This is a genomic window from Bacillus cereus group sp. BfR-BA-01350, assembly GCF_022663775.1.
GTDB lineage: Bacteria > Bacillota > Bacilli > Bacillales > Bacillaceae_G > Bacillus_A > Bacillus_A paranthracis.
Genome location: NZ_JAKUGD010000021.1, coordinates 34,257 through 48,722, shown reverse-complemented (window position 1 = coordinate 48,722; position 14,466 = coordinate 34,257). Strand labels below are relative to the sequence as shown.

Genomic DNA, 14,466 nt, shown 5'->3' with positions numbered 1-14,466 from the left:
AAAAGAATTAAGGCAAAATTAAAGGGTATGAGCCCAGTACAATACCGGGCTCATACCCTAGAGGCTGCCTAATGAAACGACCTGTCTAACTTTCGGGGGTCACTTCAAATTCCAGTGGCTTTTTTACGTATTTTTGATTTTATAAAACTACATGCATTTTCCTACATATTTTTTTACCTTTCATCAAAAAATATACGATGAACTCACAGACGATTTCCTTCATATACAAATGAAAAACACTATTCTAAAGAGTGTGATTTCTTTACAAAAATACGATTTACAAAAGATAAAAACCAATAAAATACAGCTGTTTCTTTAAAGAATTGTAAACTTTTTATCCCTTTGTAAATTTAGTGTAAATTTTACTGATAAATCGTTTACAGTGGCTCACGGTTTAGTTAATAATTACATCGTACATGAAATTTAAGGAGTGGAATGCGTGGAATACAATGTTCAAGATATGATCTTCCAGTTCATTGGTGGATTAGGTATTTTCTTATTCGGAATTAAATACATGGGCGATGGACTGCAACAAGCTGCCGGAGATCGTCTTCGTGATATTCTAGATCGCTTTACAACAAACCCACTGATGGGTGTACTAGCAGGTATGTTAGTTACCGTATTAATCCAATCAAGTTCAGGAACAACTGCTTTAACAGTCGGACTTGTAAGTGCTGGGTTTATGACATTAAGACAAGCAATCGGTGTTATTATGGGTGCGAACATCGGTACGACAGTTACTGCATTTATTATTGGAATTAAAATCGGAGAATATGCTCTTCCAATTATGGCAGTTGGAGCTATCTTACTATTCTTCTTTAAAAATAAAAAAGTACATTCTTTAGGTCAAGTTATATTCGGTTTTGGTATGTTATTCTTCGGTTTAGAACTAATGAGCACAGGTATGAAGCCTCTTCGCTCTTTAGAATCATTCCAAGAATTAACGGTTAGCATGAGTGATAATCCAATTTTAGGTATTGTTGTTGGTACAGTCTTCACTTTAATTGTACAAAGCTCAAGTGCAACAATCGGTATTTTACAAGAACTATTCGGTCAAGGTGCAATCGATTTACAAGCTGCCCTTCCTGTATTGTTTGGTGATAACATCGGTACAACAATTACAGCTGTATTAGCAGCAATCGGTACTTCAATTGCTGCAAGACGCGCAGCATTAGTTCACGTTATCTTTAATATTGTCGGTACAATCATCTTTACAATTTTATTAATACCTTTTACAAATTTAATTCAATACTTCCAAACGTCATTAAACTTAAATCCAGAGATGACAATTGCATTTGCACACGGAACATTTAACGTAACGAATACAATTATTCAGTTCCCATTCATCGCTGTATTAGCATGGATTGTAACGAAAATTATTCGCGGGGAAGATGCTGCTATTGATTTCAAACCGCAACATTTAAATCCAATCTTTATTGAACAATCTCCAGCTATTGCTTTAACTGAAGCACAAAAAGAGATTATTCGTATGGCTGAGTTTTCATTACATGGATTAAAAGAAGCAAACCAATTTTTAAACACACAAGATAAAAAACACGCTGACATGGCTACTCAATTAGAAGGAGCTATTAACAACTTAGATAAAAAAATTACCGAGTATTTAGTTTTACTATCAGAAAAGCCGCTTTCACCTACAGATTCTGAAAAACATTCCGTTTTAGCAGGTGTCGTTGGCGATATTGAACGTGTCGGTGATCATGTAGAAAACCTTGTAGAACTTGTTGATTTCCAAATTTCAAACCGTGTTTCCCTATCAAACGAAGCACTAGCTGAATTAAATGAAATGCTTGAGTTAACGATTTCAACATTACAAGACGCAGTTGAAGCTTTAACAAACTTCGATACTGAACTAGCTCAAACAGTTATTGCAAAAGAACGTAAAATCGATCAAATGGAACGTGTTCTTCGTAAACGTCACGTATTACGTCTGAATGAACGTAGCTGTTCAGGTGATGCAAGTATCATCTTCGTTGATATGGTAAGTAACTTAGAGCGCATTGGCGATCACGCTGTAAATATCGCTGATGGTGTTTTAGGTGAACAAGGTAAAGTCAATTTAAAACAATCATTATAATAGGAAAGAGACGCTAACATGAGCGTCTCTTTTTTCATTTCATATTTACAACCGTTCTACCTTTTAACTTTCCTTGCAATATAAGTGTAAACTTCTCATCTAATTCTTCTAATGTACATTCTTCTGTATAAGATAGTAACTCTTTATTTTCCCATTCATTTGCTAGGAGCGTCCATACATCCCTTCTCACATCGGCTGGACATTGCACAGAATCTACCCCTAACAGGCTTATGCCTCGCAAAATAAACGGATATACCGTTGTTTGTAATTCCTGTCCTGCCACATTACCGCATGTCGTTACGCACCCGCCATACTTTACCGTTTTTAAAGCCGTTTCTAACATATGTCCACCTACAGTATCGATAACCCCGGCGTATATTCCTTTAAGCATTGGTCTTCCTGATTCATCATTCAATTCTGCGCGATGAATCACCTTTTTCGCTCCTAGACGTAGTAGCATCTGTTCCTCTTCCATTTTTCCTGTCGCTCCTACTACGCTAAACCCTAACTTACTTAAAATACTAACAGCTACACTTCCTACGCCGCCTGTAGCACCCGTTACTAGTACATCTCCCATACTTGGCGTTATACCTGCTCTAATAAGCTTATATACTGATAAAGCAGCTGTAAAACCTGCTGTCCCGTACATCATACTTTCCTTTAATGACATTCCCTCTGGTAAAGGGACAATCCAAGATGCTGGCACGCGAATATATTCTCCGAAACCACCAGAAGTATTCATCCCTAAATCATATCCCGTTACAATGACTTGATCTCCTGCCTTAATGGTAGCATCTTTACTACTCACAACCACTCCTGCTGCATCAATTCCTGGCGTATGAGGATATGTTCTCGTAACACCTTTATTACCAGTGGCTGAAAGAGCGTCTTTATAATTTAGTGAAGAATAATGAACCTGTATGAATACGTCCCCTTCAGGTAAACTACTTACTTCTCTCTCGACAACGTTTCTTACAAACTGCTTATTTTCTGTTTCGTTCACAACGATTGCTCGGAATGATGTATGATTCATTATGTTCTCTCCTTTATCCGTCAAATTCTTCTTTATTATATAGAAGAAACAAGTAGACCTATTCATTTCTTCTTGGCTATATTTCAACAAATCTTACTTCTCTATTACTTTCTCACAATACATATTTTCATTTCTACTAAAAAACCTTATACTTATTCTACATCTGAAAAATAAAATATAGAATATCTGACTTTTTATAAATAAATTGAATTTTTACGAAATGTAAATGATTTGTAATGTTTTTTTTCGCTAAATTTCATTATAATAAGTGGATATGAGTGTCGTATTTCAATCCAAATGAAGGAGTACAGGAAATGGAGCAAAACCCATCTTTGCAAGAAAATACACGCAGTAACCCGAAAAAAAATAAGAAAAAAATAAAAGTTATTATAAGCGCTATACTATTCGTTTTATTAATAGGCGGCGGTTATACTTGGTTTTTAGTAAATAAAGCATCTTCTGCTGTTCGAAATGCCGCACATGATTTAGCGCGCGGTGATAAATCTGATTTACGTGATAGAGCTGTAAAACCTATTACAAACAATGTCTCTGTCTTAGTAATGGGTGTTGATGAAAGCGATGTCCGAGGAAAAGAATATGGTGAAGCTATTAGAACAGATGCGCTGTTGCTTGCAACGTTTAATAAAGATAGCAAAACTGTAAAACTATTAAGTATCCCACGTGACACATATACTTATATTCCAATAGAAAAGAAAAAAGATAAAATTACACACGCTCATGCATTCGGTTCTGCTAAAAATGGAAAAAATGGTGGACCACAAGCAAGCATTGATGCAGTTGAAAAATTAATGAATGTTCCTGTCGATTATTTTGTGAAATTTAACTTTAAATCATTTATAAAAATCGTCGATGACTTGGGCGGTATTGAAGTTGATGTACCAGTTGAATTTACTGAGCAAGATAGCAATGATAATGCAGAGGCAATTCACCTAGAAAAAGGTGTTCAAAAGTTAAATGGCGAAGAAGCTCTTGCTCTTGCTAGGACAAGACACATCGATAGTGATGCAATGCGTGGACAACGTCAACAACTCGTTATCGAGGCTATTTTAAAGAAACTAACAAGTGTTGGTTCTGTAACAAAAGTTGGCAACATCATTGATGATATTAACGGACAATTCGTTACAAACTTAACATTTGATGATATGCTTTCATTCTATAAGTACGGATCGGATTCAGAAATCGAGAAATTACAAATTCAAGGTGACGACTGCTATATGGAAAAAGGTGACGATACATGTAGCAAATCCGCTGGTGGCGGCCGAACGTATTACTACAATCCAGATAAAAAAGAATTAGCAAAAGTTACAAACGATCTTCGTACTCATCTTGGATTACCTGCATATACAAAAACAGACTCTGATTCGAAAAAAACAAGTACAGAGAAAACAAAAGAATCTAAGTCTGAAAATACAAGTGAACGCGAATCAAGTAACAATGAAATGAAAAATAAAAATAGCAATGAAGATACAGAAACATCGTCTAACGACAATGAATAATAAAGAAGCAGTTCTCTATGGAGGTAGAGTACTGCTTCTTTTTATTCCGTCACAATTAAAAATCAGAACTTTCTAACTATCTTTTTTAATATTTTTAAATTATAATAAATAGTAGCAATCTATTCCAATTATCAGGGGGCTCATACATATGAAAGCTGCAGTAAAACATAACATCTCAGATTTTAAAGACTACTTAAAATCCAACGATATATACATGGAAGAAAATATAGATGAAAATGATGGTTCTGTTCATTTTTCAGTAGGATTAGAGACAGAAGCTGGCGCAAAAATTCAACTTATCGCTGCTTTCCAAAACGAACATCCTACTGTAGATATATACTGCTTCAATGTTGCTCACGTACCTGATGCAACAGCAACAAATGATATTTTGCACGTTATTAATGAATTAAACACATCTTATCGATTTGCAAAATTCACATTAAACAAGCAAAATGCAATTGATATTTCAACATCTCTTGCATTCTCAGAACCAAACTTTAATCCAGCACTTGTCTTTGAACATACGAGAATGCTATATAAATTAGCAAATGACGAATACAAAAACTTAATGAAAGTGATTTGGGCATAAATAAAAGGATGGGCTGCAAGCAGCGCCATCCTTTTATTTCGATATCATATCAATCCACATTTTAACAGCAGTTCCTACAATCAAAATCGATAACATATATTGTAGTGCTTTTTGATTGATCCTTTTCCCAACTCGCGCTCCAATCGGCGCAGCAAAGATACTTGCAATCGCAATAATAAGAGCTGGCATTACAACTACTTGCCCAGTTATTACTTTTCCAGTTGTAATCCCTACTGAGGAAATAAACGTAATAGCTATAGATGTTGCTATTGTTGTACGTATTGGCAATTTTAAAATGACTAGCATAATCGGAACTAAAAGGAACGAACCTCCAGCACCTATAATACCTGATGCTCCGCCTACACTAAACGCTAACAAGCTTGCTAACCATTTATTATATTTCAGTTCATCACCATTATTTCGTTTCGGTACGAACATCATAATAGCAGCAATTGTTGCTAACGCTGCATAAACAACATTGACCGTATGTTCCTCTAATGCATTAGCACCAAAACTACCTATAAAACTTCCTATTAATATACTAGCTCCCATATACACAACGAGCGTTTTATCCATATCATTACTTTTCCGATAAGCCCATGCCCCTGCAAAAGTTGCAAAGAATACTTGCACCGCTGTAATACCACTCACTTCATGTGCAGTATAGCCAGTAAATCCTAGCAATACCGGAATGTATAAGATCATCGGATAATTAATAATCGCACCGCCAATTCCAACCATTCCTGATATAAACGATCCTATAAACCCAATTATAAAAAGTAATACGACTAAGCTCATCTTACATCCCCTCCCTTCTAGAAAGAAGATGAATTAAATGAATAAGTTCACATTCCCATCCGAAGCGTCTGCTAAATAAGCTCCTACTCCTGCAAACTCTACCCCTTCCATAATCTCTTCCTCTTTTAACCCTAATAAATCTACTGTCATTTGACAAGCTACAAGTTTAATCCCCTGTTCTTTCGCCAAATCAATTAAATCTGGTAACGGCATCGCATTATGTTTTTTCATAATACCTTTAATCATCTTTGGTCCCATACCTGCAAAATTCATTTTAGATAATCCCATCTTATCAGCGCCGCGTGGCATCATCTTTCCAAACACTTTTTCTATGAAAGTTTTCTTTACCTCTACATGTTCATCTTTCCTTAAAGCATTTAATCCCCAGAAAGTATGAAAAATAGTTACCTCTTGATCATACGCCGCTGCACCATTTGCAATAATATAAGCAGCCATCGCTTTATCATAATCTCCGCTAAATAAAACGATTGTTGTTTTCTTCTGTTGTTCCATGTTGTTCTCCCTCCAATTACCTATAGGGGTATTTTTATTTTTATAAAAAATTGCTTCGCCCTATTCTACTTGCCCTTCCCACGCTAACATACCACCTACCATATTGATTGCTTGAAAACCGTAGCTCTCTAAAAATTGAACAGCTCGTGCACTTCTTCCGCCAGAACGACAAACGATAATATACTCTTTCTTTTTATCCAACTCATGCATACGAAACTCCAATAGTCCTAGTGGAATGTTACACGCTTCTGGAATTTTCCCTTCAGCTACTTCTTCTACTTCACGTACGTCTACGATATTTACTGCTTCTTTACGTAACAATTTTTCTTCTAATTCTTTTGCTGTCATTTCTTTCATTTTACATTTCCTCCTCACAAACCATTCATACCGCCTGAAACATTGATAACGTGCTGAAATCCTAATTTTTTTAACATTTTCGCTGCTTGTTTACTTCTCATTCCACTCTGACAAATAACGATTACTTCCCTATTCTTATCTAATTGATTTGTCTTACTCGCTAAGTCATTTAGCGGGATATTTTGAAATCCTTTCATATGATTTCCTCTATATTCACCTACTGTACGAACATCGATAAAGTACTTTCCCTGTTTTCCTACTATACTTTTTAATTCTTTTCCGTTTATATTTTGAACACCTTTCACAGGTAAAAAACGTGAAATAACAAACCATGCAGCAAGTACAATGAAAAGCGTACTTAATATTGTGTTCATATAATCAACCTCTCTACATTTATAAAAATACTATGCCTTCTTAATCCAAAACTTCAGCACATCGCCTTCCTCTTCATGCTTTACGATGTCATGGCCACTTTTATTTGCCCACGCTGGAATATCCTTAACTGACCCTTTATCAGTTACCTGTACTTCTAACACTTCTCCAGTTTGCAAAGTATCCATCGCTCTCTTCGTTCTTACAATCGGCATTGGACATGCTAAATCTTTCGCATCTAATACTTGTTTTACATTCATCATCTATTCCTCCATTTTTCATTCATTCGTTTATTTATTTGTGAACTGCACAACGATTTGGACCAATCTCCATTTCACGCTCTTCATCCATACTCGGGTGAATTTTACCCATATTCGTTTGACGGATTTCTTCATATGCATTTGGCTGAGGTGGTAAGTTTTCTGTTACAACTTTACGGAACTCTCCCTCATCCTCAATATTTAATCCTGCATTATGCTCAAATAAATCTTTTAATTTTGCACTAACAATACCACTTTCGTCCATTTCACTTATTTTTGAATAATGAGCCGGTAACACAATTAAATTTTGAGATAGTTCCTTATATCGGCTATACAAAGTATTACGTAAATCACTTACCCAATCTTCAGCCTTCCCAGCAAGATCTGGACGCCCGATGGAATCTACAAATAAAATATCGCCTGATAATAAATAGGAATCATCTACAATAAATGACGTACTTCCAATCGTATGCCCCGGTGAGTATAATGCATCAATTTCAATTTTAGTACCCCCCATCGTAATAACAGATCCTTCAACGAGCGGTTCATATGAGAAAACAACTTCCTCCGCATCTTTTGGCGGTAACCAATACGTACCCCCTACTTTTTCCGCTAACTTACGTCCTCCAGAAATATGGTCTGCATGTAAATGTGTATCCATTACATTCGTAATCGTAACAGCATGCTCTTTCGCAAATTCTTCATACGCTTCAACTGTTCTTACTGCATCAATAACTGCTGCTTCACCGTTTGAAACGACCATATAAGATAAACAGCCTTTTCCAAGGCGGTTAAACTGGTACATACTTCCGCTATTTTTTAAATCTCCAACTTTTATAGGCTTTACATATTCACTCCAAGCCTTCATACCACCAGCTAAATAATAAATATTTTCTAATCCAGCCTCTGTTAACTGCTCTGCCACAAATATAGAAGACCCTTCTTTTGCACATACTACTAAAATATCTTTATCTTTAGGTAATTCACTTACAATTTGATCTACACCATCTAATAAATCAAAATACGGTTTATTTATAGATGAGATTTGTTTCCCTTCAATTTTCCAATCTTCATAATCCGTCTCATTACGAACATCTAAAATAAACAACTCTCCGAATAAAACTTTCTCTGCAACATCTTTTGCTTGTAATGATTTAACTTCCATCTTCTTACCCCCTGAGGTATATTTTTATTTAAAAAAATTTAATTCTCTATATTCCCTTGCCACTCTATCATACCGGGAATAACATTTTTCACATTTGTATAACCTTTCTCTTTCAACATTTGGCAAGCTACATCACTGCGATTACCAGTTCGGCAAACAACATAAATTTTCTTCGTCTTATCTAAGACTAGACTTTCTAGTTCACCTAACGGCATCGAAGTAGCAGATGGAATATGACCAAAAGCGAATTCCGCTGCTTCACGAACATCTAATACAGTACACTCTTCACCACTTACTAATATCTCTTCCAACTCTGTATTCGTAATTGTATGAGGATATTTCACAACTTCATTCACTTCATGCTCATGTGCTTTTCTAACGTAATGCATCAAAATATCGCCCTCGTGTTTTGTACCGATATATTGATGCCCTACTTTATTCGCCCAACTTTTTATATCTACAGTAGACCCTTTATCTGTTGCCTTAACTTCAATCACTTGCCCTGATGCTAATCCTTCTATCGCCTTCTTCGTTTTCACAATCGGCATCGGACAAGCCAAACCTTTGCAATCTAAACTCATATCCACTTTTATACTCATAGTCGATTCCTCCACAACTTATATACATATACCTGTAGGGGTATAATAAAATGTTTTTGAAAATCTGTCAACACTTACGTTTGACAGATTATCGGCTTTTTACAAGTAATTGAACAGCTTCTTTAATTAATTCTTCATTTGAACCATTACCACTTTCAAACTGTTCACGTAAACATTGCTCTAAATTTGTTCCAACAACGAGGCCAATTGTACGATCAAGTGCAGAACGAGATGCCGTTAACTGTGTAATAACCTCTCGGCAATCTTTTCCTTCTTCCATCATACGAAGCACGCCACGAACTTGACCTTCAATACGTTTCAATCTATTTTTCATATCTTGATTATATTCCATTGTATAATCACCTCATTACCATTATGTCACTATTTATAACTTATGACAATACATTATACCCTGTAGGGTATTTTGTAAACCCTTATTTTAAAATTTTATTTTATACATTCACAAAACACAAAGCGAAACCTTCATCTATAGGCTTTCATCTTCCACCAAATTTTGAAGTGGAAGATGAAAAAATATCAATATACAATACGTTCTGGTAAGACTGTCCCATACAACTTAAAACCACCATCTACATTCTTTACCTTATATCCTTTTTCCATTAACATGCGTGCTGCAACATACCCTCTCATACCGAGTTGACACGTAATATATATATCTTTATCTACTGGCACTTCCTCCAAACGATCACGTAATTCATCTAACGGAATATTAATAGAGCCTTTAATCATTCCTTGCTTTAGTTCATTAGGCTCTCGAACATCAATAAGATATCCACCATTTTCAACAATACGATCTATCTCATGCCATTGTACTGTGTCCACAAAACCATCTACTATATTACTTGCTACATACCCTACCATGTTTACAGGGTCTTTTGCAGAAGAATATGGCGGTGCATATGATAATTCTAAATCGGGCAAATCAAGTACAGTTAAATTTGCTTTTATTGCCGTTGCGATAACATCGATACGCTTATCTACACCGTCACGTCCTAGAGCCTGTGCTCCGTAAATTTTCCCACTATCTTTATTAAAAATTAATTTTATTAGCACTGGCGTAGCATTCGGGTAGTATCCCGCATGAGAATTTGCCTGCACATGTACTACCTCATAGGGTATATTTAATCGTTTTAATATTTTCTCATTTACTCCAGTCGTAGCAACTGTTAGATCAAAAACTTTAGCTACAGAAGTTCCGAGCGTACCTTTATATAAAGAATCCGTATGACCATGAATAATATCTGCTAACATACGACCTTGACGATTAGCTGGCCACGCTAAAGGAATCATCGTTTCTGTTTCAGTAACAAAATCTTTTACTTCAATCGCATCACCAATTGCATATATATGTGGGTCAGACGTTTGAAATTTCTCATTTACTTTTATCGTTCCTCTAACTCCTAGTGCTAACCCTGCATCCTTCGCTAAACTACTCTCTGGTTGTACACCAATTGCTAAAATAAGCATATCTGTTTGTATAACTGAGCCACTTTTTAAACGTACAACAGTCCCGTTCTCTTCTAACGCATCTACACCATCTTCAAAAACGAGCTCAACATCGTGATTTTTCATATGCTCATGCACATATGCTGCCATTTCATAATCGATTGGTGGCATTACTTGATTCGCCATCTCTACAAGAGTAACCTCAATCCCGCGTTCTCTTAAGTTTTCAACCATTTCCACTCCAATAAATCCGCCACCAATCACCGTCGCATGACGTGGTTTCTTCTCATCAATATACGCTTTAATACGATCAGTATCCGGTACATTCCGTAACGTAAACAACGCCTTCGCTTCTTCAATCCCTGGAATAGATGGAACAATTGGTTTTGCCCCTGGTGAAAGAATTAACACATCGTATGCCTCGTTATATGTTTCATTTGTCGTTACATTCTTTATCGTAATTGTTTTTTCTTCTTTATTAATCTTTACTACTTCACTCAATACACGTATATCTAAATTAAAACGCTTCGACATTCTTTCAACAGTTTGTACTAATAACTTTTGTCTTTCTGTAATGACACCGCCAATATAGTATGGTAATCCACAATTTGCGAATGAAATATACTCACCGCGCTCCACCATAATAATTTCATCTTCTTCACTTAATCGACGAAGCCTTGCAGCTACTGAGGCCCCACCGGCAACTCCGCCTACTACAACTATTTTTCTGGACATATTTTAAACCTCCATATTATTTATTATTTAATTTTCTCATGTATCACATACGAAAAACCTATACCTGTATGGGTATATAATAAATTATAAAAAATTTAATTTCAATCCATATGTCTTTCTTTCACAAATTTGAAACAAAAAAGAACTTAGATCTCTCTAAGTTCTTTTACGTATAGTTCTATAGCTTTCTGTACGATTACATCTGCTGTATTTTCCTCCGGTGGCATCAATAAATTCGTAACCGGTCCATACACTACAGGGCTTAATTCCACTTCATATCCACCATATGCGAATTCTTCCTTCGTTGGTAAGTAACCAATATATCCGTTCGTATATCCACCAAAGAAAGCTAGTTCATTTTGAAGACTCTCTTTCATTACTAACGCAGTCTCTGAAAAAGGTTCCATCGGTATACCTGAGAATATACCCTCATTAATTTGAAACAGTTGCACTTCTAAATCAATACGTAACTGCCGAATACCTTGCTTATATTTCTCTAAAACGATAGTAAGCCATTCATCCGTATTCACACCCCACTGTTTCTCTGCTAATTGAGCCATGCTTCGTATCTCATTCATTTCAGGAATATCTTTCAACTTCATTTGCATCGTACTCGAAACTGTTCTTACATTTACAATTGGGCTGTATGTAACTGTTGGCAACATCGTTAATACATGTCCACTAAGTGTGTAAGCCATTTTCTTTAATGCTTCCCTTGAACCGCGATATTTCGCATTTACATTACCAGCAGCACCTTGCACAATCATAACAGGACAGTTTACAATTTTCTCGAGAATCTCTCTCGTCATTCCCGGATAATCTGCTGATAATACATCACTATCACCTTTTAAAACATTCGGATGTGCAGTACAAAATACTATAATTCCAGATAAACCCCTCGTTTCAGCATCCCTTATCGCTAACATCCCAATTCGTTTATCTACAACACCCCCTATATTTGTTCCCATCTTTGCTCTTCCATCAGATGTTCTCTCTCTTCGGTTTACTCCAATATCACCTGCCGTAACACCCCAGCCCACTTCACATTGCTTCAAGTTGTTATTCGCAGTAACCGCACCGTGCACTACATTATTTAGTAAAATCGTTTTATACGACTTTACTAAAGGTTGCTTACCAACCGTTTCCGGACCAGAGTGTGTATGTGTATAAACAACAGTTATTCGCTCAAATGGCACATGAAGCCTACTTGCTACTCGCTCACGAATCATATTCGTATCTTCTACTAACATTCCAATATTATCAATACTTATAAACACAGTTTTCATTTCATCTTTTTCAAATACAAAAACTGTCCCATAAATACGCTCTTCAATATTATTTATTCCTGTTTCTCGATGGTATCCGACAAAATCAATACCTATAGGCGGCGTAATATCCACCTTACATACCCCTACTTTGCTCATTTGAATCTCTCCATTTCTCTATGTAACTCCCTTTTTCAAGAATAGCATATTTAACCTTGTTCCAAATAAAAAGAACGAACATAGCATTCTATGTCCGTTCTTTCCTTCACACATACTTCCGATGCACCATCTTCCCATCATAAGAAAACACAACACCCTTACTCTCCACAATCGACTCCATATGCACTGTTCTTCCCCACAGCTGATGAAGATATGGTAATACCTTTTCTAAGTATTTTAAATCGAGCTCAATTCCTTCGTAACTATGTTTAATGTACAATTCTCCATTCTTTAAGTAGTCTCCATCTTCTACTACTAAGTACGGGAAACCGCCATTTGTACGCATATTTACGAGCTGATCACGTACATGTTCCCACTCTTTATCTATTACTTTATATTCTTTTCCTTGGCGCTGGAATAAGTACATATCTTCTCTCATTACGAGATCTTTATTTAAGTAGTTTCTTAAAAACGATACATCCCATTCGATTTCGCGTACTTCAAAGATTTTGTCTCGACCAGATCCTGGTTTGACACCTCGTCGCTTCATTTCTTCTGTCGGGTTGTTGTAACGTTCTTCAATATCTTCAAACATTTTAATACCGAGGTAGTATGGATTAATGCTCGTTTTTGATGGCTGTACAACGCCTGCATTTAATTTCGCAAATTCAATTGCTTCATCAGATGTTAAGTCCATTTCGCGAAGTATGCGTTGATGCCAGAAGGATGCCCAGCCTTCGTTCATAATTTTCGTTTCAAGCTGCGGCCAGAAATATAGCATTTCTTCACGCATCATCGTTAATATGTCTCGCTGCCAATCTTCTAGCTCACGGCTATATTCTTCAATAAAGAGAAGTAAATCTTTTTCTGGTTGCGGTGGGATTTTCTTCTTTTTACGTACATTGGAGCGTTCCTGCTTTTTATTTCGATTATCTAAATTCCATAAATCATCGTATTGTGATGCCTTTTTCTTCTCTACTTCTTCCTCTTCTAAATCATCAATACTCCACGCCAGTTTCGGACGCATAAGCGACGGGTCAATATGCTCTTGAATAGCAAGTACGGCATCTAAAAATGTTTCTACCTCTTCTTTTCCGTATTTATGCTCATATGCTTTCACCCGTTCAGCTGTTGCTGACATACTTTCTACCATATCTCGCTTCGTATTTGAAAAACGAATATTATTTTTAAAGAAATCACAGTGCGCTAACACGTGTGCTACGATTAATTTATTTTGAATTAACGAGTTCGTATCTAATAAAAAGGCATAACATGGATCAGAGTTAATAACGAGTTCGTATATTTTGCTAAGACCTAAATCATATTGTAATTTCATTCTGAAAAACTGTTTTCCAAAACTCCAATGTGAAAACCGCGTCGGCATCCCATATGCACCAAATGTATAAATAATTTCCGCTGGACATATTTCATAACGCATCGGATAAAAATCAAGCCCAAATCCAGTCGCAATTTCCGTAATTTCCGCAATCGCATATTGCAGTGCTTTATCGTCACTTGCTCTCATTATTTTCCCTCCTTACA

Annotated in this window: 15 protein-coding genes; 3 read left to right on the top strand and 12 right to left on the bottom strand. The window is 36.1% G+C overall.

Annotated elements, in window-relative coordinates:
• Positions 1-439 precede the first annotated feature (439 nt).
• Positions 440-2,095: a Na/Pi cotransporter family protein gene (locus MR147_RS26030; RefSeq protein ID WP_000456258.1), complete on the top strand. Its 1,656-nt coding sequence runs from the start codon at positions 440-442 to the stop codon at positions 2,093-2,095.
• Positions 2,096-2,129: 34 nt separating this feature from the next.
• Here the strand turns inward: MR147_RS26030 and MR147_RS26025 are convergent, their stop codons facing one another.
• The gene (locus MR147_RS26025; protein ID WP_074608970.1) at positions 2,130-3,128 is read right to left on the bottom strand and encodes a YhdH/YhfP family quinone oxidoreductase; all 999 of its coding nucleotides are present in this window, start codon (positions 3,126-3,128) and stop codon (positions 2,130-2,132) included.
• Between the two features lie 314 nt (positions 3,129-3,442).
• Here MR147_RS26025 and MR147_RS26020 point away from each other — a divergent pair, with 314 nt between their 5' ends.
• Both MR147_RS26020 and MR147_RS26015 read left to right on the top strand, forming a co-directional pair.
• The gene (locus tag MR147_RS26020; RefSeq protein ID WP_000437431.1) at positions 3,443-4,645 is read left to right on the top strand and encodes an LCP family protein; all 1,203 of its coding nucleotides are present in this window, start codon (positions 3,443-3,445) and stop codon (positions 4,643-4,645) included.
• A gap of 148 nt (positions 4,646-4,793) precedes the next feature.
• Complete coding sequence (locus tag MR147_RS26015; RefSeq protein ID WP_000642359.1) at positions 4,794-5,234, top strand: hypothetical protein; 441 nt, start codon at positions 4,794-4,796, stop codon at positions 5,232-5,234.
• Between the two features lie 33 nt (positions 5,235-5,267).
• On the opposite strand, the gene MR147_RS26010 is transcribed toward MR147_RS26015, so the two are convergent.
• From MR147_RS26010 to spoVR, 11 genes are all read right to left on the bottom strand, one after another.
• On the bottom strand, positions 5,268-6,032 hold the full coding sequence (locus MR147_RS26010) for a sulfite exporter TauE/SafE family protein (protein WP_000060725.1): 765 nt from the start codon (positions 6,030-6,032) through the stop codon (positions 5,268-5,270).
• A gap of 33 nt (positions 6,033-6,065) precedes the next feature.
• Positions 6,066-6,545, bottom strand: a complete 480-nt coding sequence (locus tag MR147_RS26005; RefSeq protein WP_000437722.1) for a DsrE/DsrF/DrsH-like family protein — start codon at positions 6,543-6,545, stop codon at positions 6,066-6,068.
• 60 nt (positions 6,546-6,605) lie between these two features.
• Positions 6,606-6,902, bottom strand: a complete 297-nt coding sequence (locus MR147_RS26000) for a rhodanese-like domain-containing protein (RefSeq protein ID WP_074608969.1) — start codon at positions 6,900-6,902, stop codon at positions 6,606-6,608.
• A 14-nt stretch (positions 6,903-6,916) separates the two neighbouring features.
• The gene (locus MR147_RS25995; RefSeq protein ID WP_001092321.1) at positions 6,917-7,276 is read right to left on the bottom strand and encodes a rhodanese-like domain-containing protein; all 360 of its coding nucleotides are present in this window, start codon (positions 7,274-7,276) and stop codon (positions 6,917-6,919) included.
• A 30-nt stretch (positions 7,277-7,306) separates the two neighbouring features.
• Positions 7,307-7,537 (bottom strand): sulfurtransferase TusA family protein, encoded by a 231-nt coding sequence (locus tag MR147_RS25990; protein ID WP_002035794.1) that lies wholly within the window; start codon positions 7,535-7,537, stop codon positions 7,307-7,309.
• Positions 7,538-7,568: 31 nt separating this feature from the next.
• The gene (locus tag MR147_RS25985; protein WP_242304863.1) at positions 7,569-8,699 is read right to left on the bottom strand and encodes an MBL fold metallo-hydrolase; all 1,131 of its coding nucleotides are present in this window, start codon (positions 8,697-8,699) and stop codon (positions 7,569-7,571) included.
• Between the two features lie 38 nt (positions 8,700-8,737).
• On the bottom strand, positions 8,738-9,298 hold the full coding sequence (locus tag MR147_RS25980) for a sulfurtransferase TusA family protein (protein WP_042511707.1): 561 nt from the start codon (positions 9,296-9,298) through the stop codon (positions 8,738-8,740).
• An 88-nt stretch (positions 9,299-9,386) separates the two neighbouring features.
• Positions 9,387-9,650, bottom strand: a complete 264-nt coding sequence (locus MR147_RS25975) for a metal-sensitive transcriptional regulator (protein WP_000456206.1) — start codon at positions 9,648-9,650, stop codon at positions 9,387-9,389.
• A 185-nt stretch (positions 9,651-9,835) separates the two neighbouring features.
• Entirely contained in the window at positions 9,836-11,500 is a 1,665-nt protein-coding gene (gene cdr / locus MR147_RS25970) for a CoA-disulfide reductase (protein WP_242304862.1), read from the bottom strand.
• Between the two features lie 146 nt (positions 11,501-11,646).
• Complete coding sequence (locus MR147_RS25965) at positions 11,647-12,924, bottom strand: neutral/alkaline non-lysosomal ceramidase N-terminal domain-containing protein (RefSeq protein WP_074608963.1); 1,278 nt, start codon at positions 12,922-12,924, stop codon at positions 11,647-11,649.
• A 106-nt stretch (positions 12,925-13,030) separates the two neighbouring features.
• The gene (gene spoVR / locus MR147_RS25960) at positions 13,031-14,449 is read right to left on the bottom strand and encodes a stage V sporulation protein SpoVR (protein WP_001202710.1); all 1,419 of its coding nucleotides are present in this window, start codon (positions 14,447-14,449) and stop codon (positions 13,031-13,033) included.
• Positions 14,450-14,466: the final 17 nt, after the last annotated feature.